Here is a 19,437-nt window from a genome sequence, read left to right as displayed (position 1 = left end):
GAAGAAGATTCCGCCCGTATCGCATCGTTGCGAGCGGGTCGGCGCAGCGGGCGACGCCCCTGCGTGTGAGGAGTGTGTATGCGTATAAGAATGCGAAAGGGTTTAGCCACGGCGACTGCGGCGATGATCGCCGCCGCCATGCTCGCCACAGGAAGCGGCGTGGCGGCCCAGGCCGCTGACGGCACCCACCTGAACGCCGATGTGGGATATCCCACCTTCTACGGTGACGAAGATCCCATACCCGACTCGGGCGTCATATTCGACCCGTCGACCAGCTATTTGAAGCAGGTGTTCGATAAGGACGTCGCCAACGGCGCAGGCACGGATACGGGCCACGATTTCTGGATCGACGAAATGCTCGCCAGGTACGGGAGCGAGCCGACAGGCACCGGCGTCAATGATGCGGGCGAATACCATTATGAGGGCGCGGACGGCAATTCGTATCTGTTCTCGCGAGGCCGTGCGGCATTCATGTACACGCATACCCCGGGACAGCTGGGCTTCGTCGGCAACTTCGCATACTGGGATCAGACTGGCCATGATGGCTACACCATCACCGTCAGCATGAACGGCGACCAACAGACCCTGCGCGAGGATACGTCCCGACGCAAGCAGACACCGAGCTATTTCACCACGGTGTTCACCAACAGCGACGAAACGCTTACCGTCACCGAAGTCAAATACATCACCTACAACAACGTCCTGGTGACCAATCTGACGTTGGAAAGCACCGTCGACGGCGAAGTCACGCTGACGGCCACCTCGCCGTTCGCGGCCGAAGGCGACGATGGCGCCACGGAACTGACCGGACGGGTGAACGCCACCAACAACCTGACCACGCTGTACCCCCGATTCTCGGGCAACGGGTTCACCGCACAGGGCGGTTCCCTGACGTCGACGATGAACCTTGCCGCCGGCACAGCCCAGACCACCAAGATCCAGCTGGGCATGATCGCCGACGAGCTTCCCGACTCCACGACCGAATACGAAGCCCGCTACACAGGCGATCTGGTCGATCCCGCCGCCTCATACAAGGATTCGGTGACCACCTACAACCAATGGTGGTACGAGAACATCCCATATGTGGAGACCCCGGAGCACAACATCGACAAGACGGTGTTCTACCGTTGGTGGCTGGCCCGCTTCAACTCCCTGGACGCCAACATGCCGGGCAATACGTTCCAGTATCCGACCTCCATCGAAGGTGTGCTCGGCTACAACAACCAGATCGTCCTGACGTCTGGCATGTTCATCAACGATACGAAATGGCTGCGCAATCCGGATCTGGCGTACGGCACCTGGGTGTCGGCCGGACAGACCGCCAAGGAAGGCGCCAGCGGCCACCACTATTACCACGATAATCCGGGCGACCCCGCCAACTGGGACCACAGCTATACGCAGTACATCACCAAGGCGGGATGGGACTCCTACAAGATCCATGGAGGCCCGTCGTCGCTGGCCGACGCGTTGGGCGACTACGGTTCCGAGGACGTCAAGGGCCTGCTGGCATCTTCCAGCGAACCGGTGGATACGGACAATCAGAACGACAACGACAACGATCTCATCGATTGGTCGTGGAATTCCATGACCGGCAACGATGCCGATGCCGTATCGTTCTCGCAGTATCCGGGGGAGCGGATGGACCGCGCCGACGGTTCGGCGAACATGTGGGCGAACGCCATCGCCGCGGCGGAGGCCTACGCGGCCGCAGGGGAGAACGAGAAATCCGAGGAGATGCAGCAGATCGCCGACGACATCAAATCCGATGTGCTTAACGAACTGTGGAACGATGAAGAGCAGCTCGTCCAGCATAAGTTCATCGGCGCGCATGACGGCGAATACGCGAAGTACAAGGAGATCAACAACTACTACCCGTACTCCGTGGGCATGATGCCGTCCGAAGGCGACGCGGATTATGACGAAAGCTATGATGAAGCGCTTCGTCTGTTCGCGGATTATGACGAATTCCCGATATTCCCGTTCTTCACGGCGAACCAGGCGGATAAGGCGGATGCCGGATATCCCGGTTCGAACAATTTCGCCATCATCAATGCCACGCCGCTTCTGCAGATCTACTCAGCCGGCATCCGCGACTACAACGCCGACGACAACGGCTACATCACCGCCGACCAGTTCAAGAAGCTTCTGTATTGGGTCGCTTTCGCCCATTACCAGGGCGGCGACAACCGTTATCCGGACCAGAACGAGTTCTGGAATATGGAAAACAATGACAGCGCCGGCGAAAGCATGGCGGACCGCAGCGCCGATGCCGCGAAGAACGGAGGTAAAATCACCTACCGCTCGTGGATCCACCATACGCAGCTCGGCACCACGAACTGGACCATCATCGAAGACGTGGCCGGCGTGGTTCCCCGCGACGACAACAAGATCGAGCTCAACCCGATCGCATTGCCGGGCTGGGACCATTTCGTCGTGAACAACCTGAGCTATCACGGGCAGGACATGTCGGTGGTCTGGAACAACGACGGCACCTACACGGCGCCGAAGGGATACACGCTGTATCTGGACGGCAAGGCCGTGTTCACCTCCGACAAGCTGGCGCACATCGTCTACGATCCCGAAACGGGCGTCGCCGACGTGCAGGACGACAGCGGAGCCGTCGTCTCGAACGTCACCACGGCCCGGATGCCCAACGCCAACGAAGTGGCCTATGGCGCCGACGACCGTGTCACCGAGATCTTCGCCCAGTCCGGGCAGAACATCGACGAAGCGTCCGACAGCCAGGTGAACGTTGCGGAAGGCGGCGATGTCGAAGCCACGTATGAGGCCGCCGGCCAGCCCGCATCCGACGCGGTGGACGGCACGAACGTCATGGAATCGTTCTGGGGCACCAAGGGCACTCCGAACGCGAAGGACGCCATCACCGTCACCTTCAAGGACGGCGTCCAGACCATCGATGACGTCCGCGTGTACTTCTACCAGACATCCTCCAGCCAGACCATCGACGGGTATAAGGAACCGTCCGTCTACACGTTGGAATACCAGGACGAGCAGGGCGCATGGCATGCGGTTGAAGGGCAGGTGCGCACCCCTACGTATGCGTCCGCAAACTACAATCGCATCCAGTTCGCCCCGGTGAACGCCCAAGCCATCCGGCTGACGGTCACGCCGCAGGCCGGCGAGGCCGTGGGCGTGAAGGAGGTCCAGGCATACCGCACAGGAATCGAGCCCGAAGGGGAGCCTTCCAACCAGGCGCCTTCCGTTGACGCCTATGTGTCGAGCAATTCCTCTTCCGGCGCGCAGATCACCGGCGTCGTGAAGGACGACGGTCTGCCCTCTGGCACGCTTGCCGCCGCATGGGAGCAGGTCTCCGGTCCGGAGAACGGCGTCGCCAAGTTCGCCGACGCGACCGCGGCAAGCACGCTGGTCACGTTCAATCGTGAAGGCGATTACACGCTGAAGCTGACCGTCTCCGACGGCGAGCTGGCGGCCGAGAAGATCATCGAAGTCCATGGCATCCCCTCGGACGGTACGGTGAACATCGCCTCCCAGGCCGAGGCCGAAGTCAGCTCCCAGAACACCTATCCGGTCGGCGGCGCCGCCATCCTGAACGACGGCATCGTCGATCTGGAAAGCAGCGACACCATGAAGAGCTGGAACAACTGGGGGCAGGGCGACGCCGAACCGACGGTCACCTACACCTGGAACGGCACTGTGCCGTTGTCCAAGGTGCAGGCGTACTTCTGGTCCGACGGCGGCGGCGTGCCGATGCCGGCAGGATGGAAGGTCCAGTACCTCGATTCCGACGGCGCATGGCAGGACGTGACCCTGAAGCCCGGACAGTCCTATGACGTCGTCAAGGGCCAGGGCTGTTCGGTGGCGTTCGAGACCAGGTGGACGACCTCCATGCGCGTGGTCTTCGAACCGCAGGGTGGCAACCAGGCGGTCGGCCTGAGCGAATTGGAGGCATACGCCGCCGACCCGCTCGGCGTGGAGACGGTCTCCCGCATGGTCGCTCCCGGCAGCGGCATGGATGATGTGGACCTTCCGGAAACCGTAAGCGCCTATTATGCGGACGGCACCCGTGCCGACCTGTCCGTCGCATGGGCTCCCATCTCCGACGACCAGCTGGCCGGCAACGGCGACATTCAGGTCGCCGGCGAGGTAACGGGCACCCCATCCGGAACGTCCGCCGTCGTGTACGTCCGTTCCGACGCCGAAGCCATCACCGCGGGCGCCGTGCAGCAGTCCGAGCAGACCGTGTACCAGAACTCCGAATCGTTCGTTCCGCCTGCGACGGTGACCAGACAGTACCAGAACGGCGGCTTCCGCAGCGGCCTGAAGGTCACATGGGACGCCGATGAGCTTGCGGCGGTCGACCTGGCTACGGTCGCCGACTACACGGTGCACGGCACCTTGGACGAGGACGGCGCGGAGGCCACGCTGATCGTGCATGTGGTTTCCGACCCGAACGGCTCGGATGAACCCGATCCGGACCCCGAACCGTTGGAAGGCTGGATTGAGGGCCTCGCCAGCAACGTCACCACCGATGTGGCCGCCAGCTGGTCCCCCGCGGAAGGCAAGCTCAACGACGGCAAACTGGTCGACGATTCCTGGCCTTCGGCGGATGACGCGAATGTCGACTCCGGCGTCTGGGGCACCTGGGGCGTCGCCCATGACGGCATGTACGCCGAGTACAGCTGGAACGGCGAAGCCACGATCGACCAGTCCCGCGTGCAGTTCTGGGCGAATTTCGCCGAAACGAACGACGAGAGGGGCGGCCTGGAGATCCCCGCCGCCTGGCAGATCCAGTATCTTGCCGAAGACGGCTCCTGGCAGCCGGTGACCCCGACGTCCGAATACACCACGGTGCGTAACAGCCCTGCACAGCGCGGCGAAGGCGATGGAGGCGGCTGGAGCACGGTCACGTTCGAACCGGTCACCACCACGAAACTGCGTCTGGTGTTGACTCCGTATCCTTCCTCGGCAGACGCCACGTTCGGTGCGGCAGTGGCCGAATGGGGCGTGCACGCGCTTGAAACGGCCGAGCAGGTGGACAAGTCCGATCTGCAATCCGCTGTGGACGCCGCCGCGGCTCTGGAGGAGGCGCGCTTCACGCCGAACAGCTGGGCGATCTTCTCGCAGGCCCTGTCGAACGCGCAGAACGTGCTGGCCGACGCAGCGGCCGATCAGACGACGGTGGACGCCGCCCTGGCCGCGCTCAACGATGCGCAAAAGGCATTGGTCGCCAAGGCCGACGTCACCGCATTGCAGGCCGCCGTCGATCAGGCGAACGCGCTGGACGCCGCCGACTATACGGAGGACAGCTGGGCCGTGCTTGAGACTGCGCTGGAGCAGGCCGTCGCCGTGCTGAATGACGGGAATGCGACGCAGGCTTCGGCGGACGCGGCCTGCGCGCAGCTGACCGATGCCATTGCGGCGCTGGAAAAGGCGACCGAGCCAAATCCCGAACCGGGCGAAGTCGACAGGTCCGCGCTGAAATCCGCAGTGGATTCCGCCGACAAGCTCGTCGCGGATGACTATACGGAGGACAGCTGGGCCGAGTTCGCCAAGGCCCTGGCCAATGCCAAGGACGTATTGAACGCGCCGGACGTCACGCAGCGGCAGGTGGACGACGCGCTCGCGTCGCTCGAAGCGGCCATCAAGGCCCTGAAAGCCGACGACGGCGGCACCCCGGAACCGGGCAAGGCCGATAAGACCGCGCTGAAGGCCGCGTTGGGCAAAGCGATGGCCATCGACCGTTCCGCCTATACGGCTGAATCGCTGAGCAAGCTGGACGCCGCGATCGCCGAGGCCAACAAGGTGCTGAACGATGCTGACGCGCAGCAGTCCCAGGTCGATGCCGCCGCAAAGGCGCTCGAGAAGGCTCTGACGGCTCTGGAGCATCTGTCGGCCGATCCCGGCAAGGACGCCCAGGGCGCGGATCTGTCGAACACCGGCTCCGCCATCGTCGGGATTGCCGTGGCCGCGCTTGCGGCGATCGCCGTCGCCATCGCCGTGATGGTGGAACGCCATCGTCGATTCGATGCGCGGTGACTTCATCTAGACGGCGCATAGCCCACTGAAAGTCCGTCCGTCGTCTTGTGTGTCGGCGGGCGGACTTTTATTCGTTTTTTCGAAATGGTACGGGGCAAATAATGAAGAACATGATGAGAACGGTTGCGGCCTGTGCGGTGTTCATCGCAGGCGTCGCCTTGCATGGCGTCGCGTTTGCCGGCGACGCCGCCGATACGGCGCCCAGCGTGTCCGGATACGCGTATGACCGGTTGCCATATGCGAATCCGACCATTGAAGTCACGCAAATCGACAACAGAGGCCTTCCGCAATCGACGCGCAATCCGATCGGACGATCCGAAGGCGTGGACACCCCCCGGACGATCTTGATGCGAACCATTATTCCGCCGATGCCGCGGCCCTTGAATATGACGGCAGACTATTCGTGTTCACAGGTCATGACGAGGCATTTCCTGATTACGGCAGCTTCAACATGCATGATTGGGGCGTATACGTCACCGATGATCCCGAGAGCGGCACGTGGACGCACTACAAGAACATTCTGCAGGCCGACCTGTTCGACCGGGCGACGGGCGATGGTGCCTATGCCGGGCAAGTGGTCTGTGACGACAACGGCACGACGGACGCTTCCGACGACTGGTTCCACTACTGCATTCCGGTCCAAGACAAGAACGCTCCCGCAGGCGCCGACCCGCGCTCCATCGGCGTGGCGAAATCCCGCAGTCCGCTTGGTCCATGGGAGGATGCCATCGGTGAACCGCTGCTGACCACGACCCAGACCCAGATCGAAACCATCGGTCCGGCGTGGATGATGGCGGATTGGCCGGCACTGGTACGAATGTGCGCGACGTCGCGGCGTTGGCCGTGATCGTCGTCGCATGCTCGTTGTCGATGATGCTCCTGCGTCGTAGGAGCATCTGATCGCGCCGGGCAATAGTCGGGAACGTTCGACGATCGATGCGCATGGCGCGCCTGACGGTATGCCATGCGCATCGTTGTGCTCGCATGGTTTGCCATTGGCATGGTCTAATCTCGTAAGGGATCACAAGGAGGAACGCCATGTCATCCAATTCGTGTCTGAAAAAAGTCGTCGTCGGCGCCGCGATCGCCGCCGGTGCCGCCGCCTGGGCCATCGCGCCGCGCACGTTCAACGACAAGCGCCGCAATTTTGTCCCCGCGATTCCTGATGTGTGGTATGCGCATCGTGGCCTGCATGATGCCGGTTCCGGCCTGACGCACGAGTATGCGGCGGAAAGCGGCGAGTACGTGGCGTATGCACGCCGTATGGCGATGAAGGCGGGCTACGGCAATCCGACCATCGCCGGTCCGATCGCGCCGGAGAATTCGCTGGCCGCGTTCGCCGCCGCCTGCGAGGCCGGCTACGGCATTGAACTGGATGTGCAGATGACGATGGACGGCCAGATCGTCGTCGTCCATGACGCCGATCTGATGCGTGTCGCAGGGGACCCGCGTCGTATCGCCGATTTGACGTATGACGAGCTGACGCGTATCCCGCTGTTCCCCGGATCCGCGCCGGGCGTCGCCGTCGCCGAGCCGCTGCCGGGATCGTTGGAGAAGCCGGCGCTGGTCATCACTCCTGATAAGGCTCCGGAAGAGTACTATCAGCATGTTCCGCTGTTCGCCGATGTATTGAAGGTGGTCGCGGGCCGTGCGCCGTTGATCGTCGAATACAAATTCGACGACAACGCGGTATGGGATGAGCGTTGCGAAGAGATGATGGAGAAGGGCGACGCGTTATTGCAGTCCTATGACGGCCTGTATGTGGTGGAGTCGTTCTGTCCGATGGCGATGCGCTGGTATAAGGAGCATCGTCCGGAAGTGTGCCGCGGCCAGCTCGCCGGCGGTTGGACGGGCGAGGAGGCCCGCGTTCCCGAACGTTTGGCCGATGTGCTGCTGTTCAATTGGATGTCGCGCCCGGATTTCGTGGCGTACGACTGGCATGGCGGCAACAGCCCGCAGGTGCGTCTCTCGCATTTCATGGGCGCGGTGCCGGTGTCGTGGACCGTGCGCAGCCGCGACGAACTGGCGCGTTGCGGCACCTGGTTCGACCATCATATTTTCGAGGCGTTCGTGCCGGACGCGCGTTGATGATGCGCGTCGTGGCGCGCCGCATGTGATGGCGCGCCGATAATACGAAAGGCTCTGTCACAACAAATGGTTGATTTTTGACGAAATAGTAAGAAACAGTACCACCGAAGGAGGTAATTGGATATGCCTACTATCAAAGACGCATTAGATATTATCGGTAAGTTGACTGTCGCAGAGCAGGAAAGCCTTAAAACAATGCTTTTAAGTCCTGCCTTTGTAAAGTCTTTGAATATTGAAGATTTCGTAGCAAAGGAACGCTTTGCAAATGGTCGTGTATGCCCTCTTTGTGGCTGTATCCATGTGGTTCGCAATGGTCATCGTAAAGATGGCACACAGCGATATGTATGTAAGGATTGTGGCAAGTCCTTCGTGATTGCTACGAACTCCATTGTGTCTGGTACAAGAAAAGACTTGTCCGTGTGGGAGCAGTACATTGATTGTATGATGAATGGCTTATCCATTCGTAAGACTGCTGTTGCTTGTGGGATTCACAGAAACACCGCATTCCTTTGGAGACACAAGATTTTGGATGCACTTCAGAATATGGCAGACGATGTTACCCTTGACGGCATTATTGAGGCTGACGAAACTTTTTTCGCCATCTCGTACAAGGGCAATCATAGCAAGAGTAAGACATTTGCTATGCCACGCAAGGCTCATAAGCGTGGTCATTCTACACATATCAGAGGCTTGTCCCAAGAAAAGGTATGTGTTCCTTGTGCGGTTAATAGGAATGGCTTGTCTATCTCCAAGATTACGAATACTGGTAGAGTTTCTACAAGAGATTTACATCATATTTATGATGGTAGGATTAAGACCAATTCCACTCTTGTTACGGACAAGATGAACTCCTATGTGAGATTTACAAATGCCAATGGCATTGACCTTGTGCAGTTAAAGACTGGCAAAGCCAAGAAAGGCATTTATAATATCCAACATATCAATAGCTACCATAGCCAGCTAAAGAGGTTTATGCGTGGCTTTAACGGTGTTTCTACCAAGTATCTGAACAACTATCTTGTGTGGAATAACCTTGTAAATTACGCCAAAGAAAGCGACATGGAGAAAAGGAACATCTTCTTAACTTTTGTTTTGGCAACATTGAAAACTGCTAAATGCAGAGATTTATCAAACAGACCAGCAGTTCCTCTGGTCGCCTAATTAGAATTTGTGGAGATGATAAGATGGTCAATATAACAGATGTAAAACAGATTCTTCAATTTGCAATAGATGCGGAGATTAAAGTCTTTCTTGATGGTGGCTGGGGTGTAGATGCTCTTCTTGGATATCAGTCAAGAGCCCATAATGATATTGACATTTTTGTAGAAAAGAACGATTATCAGAACTTTATAGAAATAATGAAAGCTAATGGCTTTTATGAGATTAAGATGGAATATACAACATTGAACCATACTGTATGGGAAGATTTGAAAAACAGAATTATTGATTTGCATTGTTTTGAATATACGGACGAAGGTGAAATTCTTTATGATGGGGATTGTTTTCCGGTAGAAACTTTTTCAGGTAAAGGAAGAATTGAGGAAATAGAGGTTTCCTGTATTGAACCATATAGTCAAGTAATGTTCCATCTGGGATACGAGTTTGATGAAAATGATGCACATGATGTGAAGTTATTGTGTGAGACATTTCATATCGAAATTCCAAATGAGTATAGATAACTGCAAATAACAGTTTGTAGGGGAGTTCTGATACTCCCCTATAAAAATGGCTATTTATCAACTGTTTGTTGTGACATAGCCATACGAAAAAACGAAAACGGTGTTGCGGCAGGCGGTTATCCTGCCGCAACACCGTTTTTTCGTATGCGTGACTATCAGTCGATGACGCCGTACAGGCGGTCGCCCGCGTCGCCCAGGCCCGGCACGATATAGCACTTGTCGTTGAGCTTGTCGTCGACCGCGCACACCACGACCTTGAAGTCGATGGACGGGTCGATATGCTTTTCGACGAATTCGATGCCTTCCGGAGCGGCGAGGATGCAGACCGCGGTGACATCCTTGGCGCCACGTTCGGCCAGATAGTGGGTGGCTGCGACCAGCGTGCCGCCGGTGGCCAGCATCGGGTCGATCAGGAAGCACTGACGGCCGGTCAGGTCGTCGGGCAGACGGTTCGCGTACGTGATCTGCTGTGTCGGATGCTCCTCGTCGCGCTTCATGCCGAGGAAGCCGACTTCGGCGGACGGGATCATCCTGGTCATGCCGTCAAGCATGCCCAGACCTGCGCGCAGCACGGGAACGATGATCGGACGAGGCTTGGCGATGGTTTTGCCGACCATCGGAGCGACCGGCGTTTCGATCGGCTTGTCGACGACTTCAAGGTCGCGGGTCGCCTCGTATGCTTCCAGCGTGACCAGTTCGGAAACCAGTTCACGGAAGGTGGAGGAGGGGGTGTTCTTGTCGCGAAGAACGGTAAGCTTATGCGCCACCAGCGGGTGGTCCAAAACGTGAAGTTCCATAACTACCAAGGGTAGCCTAAAAAAGGAAAGAAAGCGCCGAGCCATGAAAGCGCCTGTCGGCGCAAAGGCCGCTCGCAGCGGCAGAAAATGGAGCCCGGGGCTATGCATGGCCCGACGCAAGTAATCATTGTACGAAATGTTGGGCGCGGTACACGCCGTAACGATCAATCCAATTTGCCGCGTCGCCACAAATGCGCGCCGTGCCGGAAATCCTTCGCCGTCGCGAACAGGTTGCCCGCGGTATGCAGCAGGCGCGCGGCCTTGCCGCGAATCCTCGCGGCATCAGCGGCATCGTCATCCGTGCCGACACTGTTTTCCAACGCTTCGGCATGCTGCGTCATTCGCTTCGCCTCAACGCGCAATCCCAATGCGACGACATCGGTGAACACCGCGGCGCGATCCAATGCGACGGCGAAATCACCGGTGAAAGCGCCTGCGAGAATCGAATCGGCGGTAATGGTGATGTCTTCCTCCGTCGGCATCTGATTGACGCCTGCGACAACGGACGCCGACGTCACGATCGGCTCGCCCAAACGCCACAGGCGGGCGATCGAACCGCCATGCTGCCGCATCCAGGAGCGCAGCATGTACAGGCGCCACAAAATGCCCGGCAGCGAATCCGGTTCGGCGTGGCTCCACAATTCCGCAATGACGTCCACGCCTTCATGCTCGACCAACGTCAGCACACGCTCCACCAATGCGGCGTCGTTGCTGTGATGCACGCGCGCCAGGAGCGCGGCGGCCGTCGCATGGCTCATTTCATTGATTTCCTGCGGATCCGCGCCGCCTGCAAGACCATCCATCAGACCCGCGTCAAGCTGCCCGGGGCGCGACGGCCGGGGAGAGCCGGTATGTGTGAACCCGGCGGAACGCGAGGCGACGATGGAGGCTGTGCCGTAATGCATGGCGCTAGTAGACAAGTGAACCGATCCTTTGAATATCAATAATGCGGGGGCCTTGTGGCGTGTCAATGATAAACATGGCCGTGGCCGTTCCCGTCGGCATGAACGGCGATTTCGCGATCAGCTGCTTCGTCAGCGAGCGGGACGCGCACATCTCGCGCAGATGCGCGAATATGCCGCCGATGACGGGCCGGTGCATGCAGATCACCGTCGTGCGGCGGGCCGCAAGCGAACGCGTGATTTCGCCATAGAACGCGTTCCACGCGGCGTCCGGATCCGCCGCGAACGCGTCTTCGGTCAGCTCGTCGATATGGATCATCGGACGGTTCGTCTGCCACGACAGCACCTGCAGCGTCTGCTGGCAGCGCATCCACGGCGATGTGGAGAGCCGCGTCGGATTGTAGCAGGCCAGCTCGCGGTTGAGCGAGTATGCTGCGGCGGCGCCACGCGGCGTGATCGGGCGTGCGGCGTCCGAGCCTTTCCAGGATTTGCGGGGCTCCGCTTTGGCATGGCGTACCAGCAGTATGGTCTGCGCGTCGGCGGCGCCTTCCTCGATCCGGTCGACGAACAGGGCGAGGATGTCCCTGTCGGTGGTGTGGGTGAGTATTTTGCGCGCCTGCGAGATGGACACCCACACGATGTCGTCGATTTCGCCGATATCGGCGCGGCGCACCGGTCCGAAGGCGTCAAGCAGATGTTCGGCATCGGTGGGGCTGATCGGCTGCGCCATCCAAAACCGTGCATGTTTGACGGTTTCCGTGGAATTCGCGGGGCAATGCCGCCTTTTCGGCTTGCCCTCGTCGGCCAGCGGATATTCCACGTCTCCTATGTACGGGCCGAGCATGACCGGCATGCCGGTTTCTTCGCTGATTTCGCGCACTGCGGCGTGACGATGCGTTTCGTTGGCGTCGAGCTTGCCTTTCGGCCAGCTCCAGTCGTCATATTTCGGGCGATGCACGATGCATACTTCGATTGATTCGAGCAGTGAGCGGCGTTGCTCTTCTGCGTCTTTGTCGGATTGCGTCGTTGCGTGACGGGCACTGTGTTTGGCGGCGGCTTTGGCGGCTACGTCTGTTTCGGCGTCTGCTTCAGAGGCTTCGTTCGTGCGTATGCCGGCGCTGTCGTTCGGCAGGGAATCGGCGCGCTTTCGATAGAGGATGCCGCCGGCCGTTTCCACGATTCTTCTCACTTCGTTTCCCATGCCTTTCATTGTATTGCGATGCGGCGTTACGGGGACGGCCTGCATCGTGCGGGCTGTGGCGCGGATGCGCCTCGTCTGTTGCGGGGCGCGTAAGAACGGCCGGTTCCTTGGGAAGGGAACCGGCCGTTACCATTGCTCTTTAGCTGTTGTTGCGAGGACGGCGGGTGTGCTTTTTGATCAGGCACTCCTGGCTGTCCACCAGCGGGCGTCCCTCTTCGTCCTTCGAATGGCGTACATACGTGCCATCCGGCTGCATATGCCACGAAGCGGTGGTGTCGGCCATCTGCAGATCGACGTAGCGGATCAGCTCATCGATCTGCTCCGGAGCGGTGACGCGCACCAGCGCTTCGACACGACGGTCGAGATTGCGGTGCATCAGGTCGGCCGAACCGATCCACACTTCCGGACCGCTTGCCGGCCCTTCGCCGATCTGCGGGCCGCAGGAATTCGCGAACGCGTAGATGCGGCTGTGTTCGAGGAAACGACCCAGGATGCTGCGCACGCGGATGTTCTCGGACAGTCCCGGAACGCCCGGCTTCAGCGCGCAGATGCCGCGTTCGACGATATCGATCTTCACTCCGGCCTGGCTTGCGCGGTACAGCGCGTCGATCGTCTTCTCGTCGACGATGGAGTTGACCTTGATCTTGATCCACGCTTCCTTGCCGGCGCGTGCGGCATCCTCTTCACGGCGGATGCGCTGAATGATGCCGGTGCGCACGGTACGCGGCGCGACCAGCAGACGGTGGAAGCTCGACTTCGGCGCGTAGCCGCTCAGCTGGTTGAACAGGCGGGTCAGATCCTGGCCGACGACCGGATCGCAGGTCAGCAGGCCAAGATCGGTGTAGACGCGGGCGGTCTTCGGATTGTAATTGCCCGTACCCACATGGCAGTAGCGCCTAAGCCCGTCCGCTTCCTGACGGACCACCAGCGACAGCTTGCAGTGCGTCTTCAGGCCGACGATGCCGTAGACCACGTGGACGCCTGCGCGTTCGAGCTTGCGGGCCCAGGCGATGTTGGCGTCCTCGTCGAAACGCGCCTTGATCTCGACCAATGCCAGCACCTGCTTGCCGGCATGCGCGGCGTCGATGAGCGCGTCGATGATCGGCGAATTCGAGCTGGTGCGGTACAGCGTCTGCTTGATCGCCAGCACCTTCGGATCGGCCGCGGCCTGCGCGAGGAACGCCTGCACGGAGGTGGAGAAGGAATCATATGGGTGATGCAGCAGGATGTCGCGCTCGCGGATGGCGGCGAAGATGTCCTGCGCGCGGCTGGATTCGACTTCGGCGATCTGACGGTTCGTGGTCGGCACAAACGGACGATACTTCAGGTCGGGACGGTCGATGGCGCCAAGCTCGAACAGCACGGTGGCATCCAGCGGGGCCGGCAGACGGTACACCTCGTCCGGGGTGACGCGCAGCTGGTCGGCGAGCAGCTGGGACAGGAACGGGCTGGTCTCGTCGGAGATCTCCAGACGGATCGGCGGTCCGAAACGACGACGCAGCAGCTCGCGCTCCATCGCGTTGAGCAGGTTCTCCGCATCATCCTCTTCCACGTCGATGTCTTCGTTGCGGGTGACGCGGAAGGAGCGGGCCTCCTTGATGATCATGCCGGGGAACAGGGATTCCAGGTGGGCGATGATCAGATTCTCCATCGTGATGAAGCCGTAGCGCACATCCTCGGCATCGTCTTCGGTCATGTCGTCGACCGGCACCAGACGGTTGAGGTTGCCCGGAATCTTCACGCGGGCGAAATGCGACTTCCCGGAGTTCGGATTCTCCACCAGCACGGCGAGGTTGATGGAGCCGCCGGAAATGTACGGGAACGGGTGGGCCGGGTCGACGGCGAGCGGCGTCAGCACGGGGAAGACCTGCTGGCGGTAGTAGCGCGACAGGCGCTCCTGCTCCGCGGTGGTCAGCCGGTCCCAGCTGAGCAGCACGATGTTCTCCTTCGCCAGATCGGGAAGGAGATGCTCGACCAGATAGTGGGCGTGCTCTTCCTGCAGGCGATGCGCCTGCTCGCTGATCGCGCGCAGCTGCTGGCGCGGGCTCAGGCCGGAAGCCGCGGTGACGGCGATGCCGGTGTCGATGCGGCGTTTGAGGCCGGCCACACGGACCATGAAGAATTCATCGAGATTGTTGGCGAAAATCGCTTCGAAACTGGCACGTTCGATGATCGGGAGATCTTCGTCCTGGGCAAGTTCGAAAACACGCTTATTGAACTTGAGCCAGCTCAGCTCGCGGTCGAAAAAGCGGTCGTTGGGCAGCGGTTCTTCGCCGGCGATTTGCTCGCGTTTGTCCGACTTGTCGGTTTCGGCGATATGCTCGGCTATCTGGCTGCGCAGAATAGCCTTGGAGGATGCGTCAAAAATCTGTGCCATACCTCAATACTTTACGTGCAGGAGGGCGCGAAAACACAGTATCCGTTTCAAAAATTCAGGTGCTGTTCATGTTTCGCTACGACACGCCGCCGAAGTATGTATAAACGCGCACAAGTAAACAGAAAGGTGACTGTCGCTTTGCGAGGATGTGCGGTTTGCGGACGGTTTTGCGGAGGAATCGCACAACACCGGAAATCCACGAAAAAAGTCTTGAAAAAGCGTCGATTCGGCTTGCATATCGGGGCGGGAGTGAATATATTTACAAGTACAAGGACAACTTAAAAGAGCAGAGCCCACAAAGAGTGTATGGTCATGAGGACTGTTACGTTGGACGGGCATTGGAAAGACTTACCGTTACAACGATGATGTTGTGCAGAGATTCTGCTCCTAGTGTTCTTGTTGAAAAGGCCCGCTCCGGCGGGCCTTTTCGTTTGTCCGGCCTGTGTCCTGCCCTTGTCCCGCCCATGCCCTGCTTCTGCCCTTGCCCTTGCCCTTGCCCTTGCCCTGCCCATGCCTCTGCTTACGCTTCGTGTCTTCGCTTGTGCGTCCGCCTCTGCTTGTGCATATGCCGTCTTCTCTTGACAGTTTTGACCGCAACACGCCGTCGTCTGCGGTCAAAACTGTCAGTCGTCTGTTGGCGGTTTGTGGTTCGCGTTGTCTCCTTTGACGCTTTTGGTCTCGGTCCGCGGCGTGTTGCGGTCAAAACTGTCAGCCGTTTCTCGGAGTCCAAAGGTTTGCGCCGTTTGCCCTGGCGAGGAGGAGGCGAGTTGTCCACAGGCTTGTGGATGACACTCCGATGATGTGAATAACTGCGTCCTTTCGACCACATACCCCTGTCGAGATTGCGCTGAGCGCTTGGTTCACGGTTCAATCTGGCTATGAACACACAAACACATCCATCGGAATCCACGCCGCCGCGCAATTATCCAAAGTCGGGTACGGAATACGTGCGGCGGAGCCAGCCCGTGGCCGAACATCGGCGTCCGGCAACGCAAGTGACCATGCAGCGAAGCGGAGGTCGATTCGGGCCGGTATCCACGGGCATGAACGTCGGCACAGGCACTGCGACGGCCTGCCATAACGTCGTTGTGATGAGCTCGCCCAGCGGAGGAGTTGGGCTGAGCACGCTATCCGCGATGCTGGCGTTGGCTTTGCGTCGTCGCGAATACAAGGTGTCGCTGGTCGACGCCGATCTGCTTGCGGGCGGATTGGATGTGCTGCTCGGATTGGAAAGTGCGCCGGGACTGCGGTTCAGTGATATCGACGCGCCTTTGGGCCATATTGAAGGCAAAGCGCTATATGAGGAGTTGCCGCATTGGGAGGATATCGCGATACTGTCCTGCGATTCATGGAGCGGTCGCGTTCCGGATTGGTGGGAACTGCAGGCCGTGACCCGCGCGCTGTCGCAGGTCAGCGATGTCGTTGTGATTGATGCCGGGAGAGGCCGTGAAATAGAACATGTTCAGGCATTGCATGAGGCCTTGCAGGTCAGCGTGATAGAGCTGTCCGTACTTGGCCTGGCGCGCGCGAAAGCTCATGCCGGCAGGTTGAAGGCGGCAAAATGTTCAAAAATGAAGTATGCGGCAATGCGCCCGAAAGGCGTAAGGAACGGTAGCGGCGTCAGCGCTGATGAGGCTGCGAGTTTCATGGGCGGCAGCGTGTCTCCTGTTTTTCGTGAGGACGCAAAGCTCTGTGCCAGTCTGCTTGATGGGCTGGGCATTCAAACCATCGGCCGGCGTAATCGCAAAGCGGTGTTCGCATTGGTCGAGCAGATTGAGCAGTCGCTGGGGTTGGGGCAGCTGGGGCATGAATAGTGGTGTGGCAACGGCATAAACAGCCCGTGTGAATCCGTATGCGGTGATTGGTGAAGGCGCGAATATCGTGAAAGGAGAGCAATGGAATTGGGGCCGCTCACGACGTTGGGTGACGATCCCTCGGTCACCGATGTGGCCGTCACCTGCGACGGTCGCGTGTGGGTCGACCGGGGCGACGGCATGCGCGAATACATATTGGAGATTCCCTTTTCCGGTCCTCGCATCGTGCGCGAGTATGCCGTTCGCCTATGCTCGCAGTTGGGCAGGCGTTTGGACGACGCCTGCCCGATCTGCGACGCGTCCAACGAGCAAGGCGTGCGCGTGCATGCGGTGATCGCTCCGCTGGTGCCGCAAGGCGCGGCGATCACCATACGTTTCCCTGACCGTGCCGTGCCCCGGCTTGACGCCCTGGCTGCGGGCGGACTGTTCCCCGGCGTCTGGCTGCCGTTGTTCCGTGGTCTGGTCCGCAATCGCGCGACGATACTGATCACAGGTGGGACCGGAGCGGGGAAAACCACACTGCTGAAAGCGTTATTGGGACAGTGCGATGATACGGAACGCATCGTCACCGTGGAGGAGGTGCGCGAGCTCGGCGGTCTGCGTAACGCCAATCATGTGTCGTTGGTCACGCGTGAGGCGAATGTGGAGGGCGCCGGCGCCATCGGCCTGTCGCAGCTGGTGAAAGCGACGTTGCGTATGCGCCCCGATCGAGTGGTGTTGGGCGAATGCCGAGGCGAAGAGATCGCCGATCTGCTGCGCGCGTTCAATTCCGGTCATCATGGCGGCATGACCACATTGCACGCCGATGATGTGCCGCGTGTGCCGTCGCGATTGATTTCCCTTGGATTGTTGGCGGGGCTTGCCCCGCAGGCGTTGTCCATGTTGGCTGAAGGCGCGTTCGACGTAGTGTTTCACGTGGAACGCGTACGAGGTATTCGTCGTATAACGCAGATCGGCCGGCTGGTTGCAGGCTCGGAAGGATTACGCGGCGACACTTTGGTCGCATGGGACGGGCGATGTGCCGTTCCCGGTCCGAATTGGAATGCCTTCGTGCGGCGATGGGCGAATACCCGTGTCAGAGGGCCCGCATGAACGATATCGCAGTATTTGCTTTTTTCGCGGCCGCATGCTGCAGCTGCGGCGTATGGTCCGTTCTGGAATCCTCAGACGTTTCAGCGCGGCGTTTGGAAACGCTCGCGACGAAAGGCGGACGCCTTCCCGCATTGCGAATCGGATTGTCGATGACCGTCGCGTCGGCCATCGCATACGTGCGTAGCGGGGGGACGTTGATTGACGCGTTCGGCAAGCAGCACGGCATGCGCTTCGCTGTCCCGCGGCTGACGGCGGACCGGCTGTACGCAGTGTTGGCGACCAGGGCGGAGCCCGCGGACAGCGAAGCGAAGATCGGACATGTGGCGATGGAACTTGAAGCGGCATGCCGGTTGAGCGCAACATTGGGCTGCGAGGCGGCGCGCTGTCTGGAGGCGGTGTCGGCATCGCTCAGACGCATGGAATTGCTGGATGACCTGCGCAAAACGGCGTTCGCCATGCCGAAGGCAACGGTGAACATGCTGACGGTGCTGCCGTTGATCACTTTGATATTGGGGGAGATCCTGGGCGCGCGGCCGGCGGCCTTCCTCTTCTCCGGTCTGCAAGGATGGCTGTGTCTGATCATCGGCGGCGCCTGGTATGGGCTCGGATTGCTGTGGGTGCGCGTATTGATGCGGAATATGGAATCGGAAACGTCGCCGAACGAAGGCGGTTCCGATGATGCGCATGCAGGAGGAGGCGTACAAAGCGTCGCCGGGAATCGGACGGACTTTGAAAGGGAAGATGATGGCTGAATTATGGAGCATGGTCGCCGCATGCTGGGCTGCGATCGGCGTCGCCGTCATACTTGCGGCAAGACGCGACGCGGATTCGCGCCTTCAAAGCTGGGCCGGCGTCAGGCCGGATGCGTTGGGCGCGGATGCGGCGGCATTGCCGTTGATTTTGGAAATGCTGGCGGTATCGATTTCTCAAGGGGCGTCGATTCCGCATGCGCTGATTTCCGTGGGGAACATCGTCGGTGCGGCGTTGGGATATGGCATGGTCGCCGTGGGAGAGTCGCTGCATCGAGGCGGCGGCTGGGATGAGGCTTGGGCATGTGCGATGACGACAGCTGATTCGTCAGAGGGGAGTGGAATCGGAACGTTGACGGAGCCTTCGGAATCAGCCGCGGCCGCAGAGCGGCGCATCATGGCGGATGCATTGCCGCTCATTCGCTCGGCCCTGGAATCTTCATGGATACACGGCACCTCTCCGGTATTGCGTTTGCGCACGACGATCGAACAGTTGGATAAGCGCTCGCGTACGGCAATCGAACGGAACGCCGCGGCCTTGTCGGTGAAGTTGCTGATGCCGATGGGACTGTGCTTTTTGCCGGCCTTCATATGCATCGGCGTAATCCCGTCGATTGCCTCCTTTATGGGGTGACGCATGGAATGCAACGCGTGGATCAGGGCTCATGGGCGTGACAAGGAAGGTTGTCCACAGGATTGTGGATAACACTCCGGGTATGT

12 protein-coding genes and 1 pseudogene are annotated in these 19,437 nt (G+C 59.8%); 9 read left to right on the top strand and 4 right to left on the bottom strand.

Annotated features, from left to right (window positions below):
* Window positions 1-78: 78 nt before the first annotated feature.
* The 5 genes and pseudogenes from AC1AX7_RS06350 (at window position 79) to lnu(C) (ending at window position 9,785) form a co-directional block, all read left to right on the top strand.
* Window positions 79-6,018: an Ig-like domain-containing protein gene (locus tag AC1AX7_RS06350; RefSeq protein ID WP_476509246.1), complete on the top strand. Its 5,940-nt coding sequence runs from the start codon at window positions 79-81 to the stop codon at window positions 6,016-6,018.
* 101 nt (window positions 6,019-6,119) lie between these two features.
* Window positions 6,120-6,811 (top strand): annotated as a pseudogene (locus AC1AX7_RS06345) (glycoside hydrolase family protein); the annotation flags it as partial.
* A 245-nt stretch (window positions 6,812-7,056) separates the two neighbouring features.
* Entirely contained in the window at window positions 7,057-8,106 is a 1,050-nt protein-coding gene (locus tag AC1AX7_RS06340; protein ID WP_476509245.1) for a glycerophosphodiester phosphodiesterase family protein, read from the top strand.
* 123 nt (window positions 8,107-8,229) lie between these two features.
* Complete coding sequence (locus tag AC1AX7_RS06335; protein WP_002837184.1) at window positions 8,230-9,267, top strand: IS1595-like element ISSag10 family transposase; 1,038 nt, start codon at window positions 8,230-8,232, stop codon at window positions 9,265-9,267.
* 23 nt (window positions 9,268-9,290) lie between these two features.
* Window positions 9,291-9,785, top strand: coding sequence for a lincosamide nucleotidyltransferase Lnu(C) (gene lnu(C) / locus AC1AX7_RS06330; RefSeq protein WP_002837187.1), 495 nt, complete (start codon window positions 9,291-9,293; stop codon window positions 9,783-9,785).
* 155 nt (window positions 9,786-9,940) lie between these two features.
* Here the strand turns inward: lnu(C) and upp are convergent, their stop codons facing one another.
* The 4 genes from upp to AC1AX7_RS06310 all read right to left on the bottom strand — a co-directional run bounded on the left by upp (window position 9,941) and on the right by AC1AX7_RS06310 (window position 15,062).
* On the bottom strand, window positions 9,941-10,582 hold the full coding sequence (gene upp, locus AC1AX7_RS06325; protein ID WP_476509244.1) for a uracil phosphoribosyltransferase: 642 nt from the start codon (window positions 10,580-10,582) through the stop codon (window positions 9,941-9,943).
* 164 nt (window positions 10,583-10,746) lie between these two features.
* Window positions 10,747-11,487 (bottom strand): hypothetical protein, encoded by a 741-nt coding sequence (locus AC1AX7_RS06320; protein WP_476509261.1) that lies wholly within the window; start codon window positions 11,485-11,487, stop codon window positions 10,747-10,749.
* A gap of 4 nt (window positions 11,488-11,491) precedes the next feature.
* Entirely contained in the window at window positions 11,492-12,685 is a 1,194-nt protein-coding gene (locus AC1AX7_RS06315) for an NUDIX hydrolase (protein WP_476509243.1), read from the bottom strand.
* Window positions 12,686-12,824: 139 nt separating this feature from the next.
* Complete coding sequence (locus AC1AX7_RS06310; protein WP_476509242.1) at window positions 12,825-15,062, bottom strand: RNA degradosome polyphosphate kinase; 2,238 nt, start codon at window positions 15,060-15,062, stop codon at window positions 12,825-12,827.
* A gap of 1,043 nt (window positions 15,063-16,105) precedes the next feature.
* On the opposite strand from AC1AX7_RS06310, the gene AC1AX7_RS06305 reads away from it, so the two are divergent.
* The 4 genes from AC1AX7_RS06305 (at window position 16,106) to AC1AX7_RS06290 (ending at window position 19,351) form a co-directional block, all read left to right on the top strand.
* Complete coding sequence (locus AC1AX7_RS06305; protein ID WP_476509241.1) at window positions 16,106-16,876, top strand: P-loop NTPase; 771 nt, start codon at window positions 16,106-16,108, stop codon at window positions 16,874-16,876.
* An 81-nt stretch (window positions 16,877-16,957) separates the two neighbouring features.
* Window positions 16,958-17,968, top strand: coding sequence for a CpaF family protein (locus AC1AX7_RS06300; RefSeq protein WP_476509240.1), 1,011 nt, complete (start codon window positions 16,958-16,960; stop codon window positions 17,966-17,968).
* A 149-nt stretch (window positions 17,969-18,117) separates the two neighbouring features.
* Window positions 18,118-18,720 (top strand): type II secretion system F family protein, encoded by a 603-nt coding sequence (locus AC1AX7_RS06295; RefSeq protein ID WP_476509239.1) that lies wholly within the window; start codon window positions 18,118-18,120, stop codon window positions 18,718-18,720.
* Window positions 18,647-19,351: a hypothetical protein gene (locus AC1AX7_RS06290; RefSeq protein ID WP_476509238.1), complete on the top strand. Its 705-nt coding sequence runs from the start codon at window positions 18,647-18,649 to the stop codon at window positions 19,349-19,351. The genes AC1AX7_RS06295 and AC1AX7_RS06290 overlap by 74 nt, the downstream gene beginning before the upstream one ends.
* The last annotated feature ends 86 nt before the right edge of the window (window positions 19,352-19,437 follow it).

The sequence above is a fragment of the Bifidobacterium sp. LH_449 genome (assembly GCF_056356755.1).
Note: the sequence above shows the minus strand (reverse complement) of the source record. Positions and strands in the feature narration are given on the sequence as shown.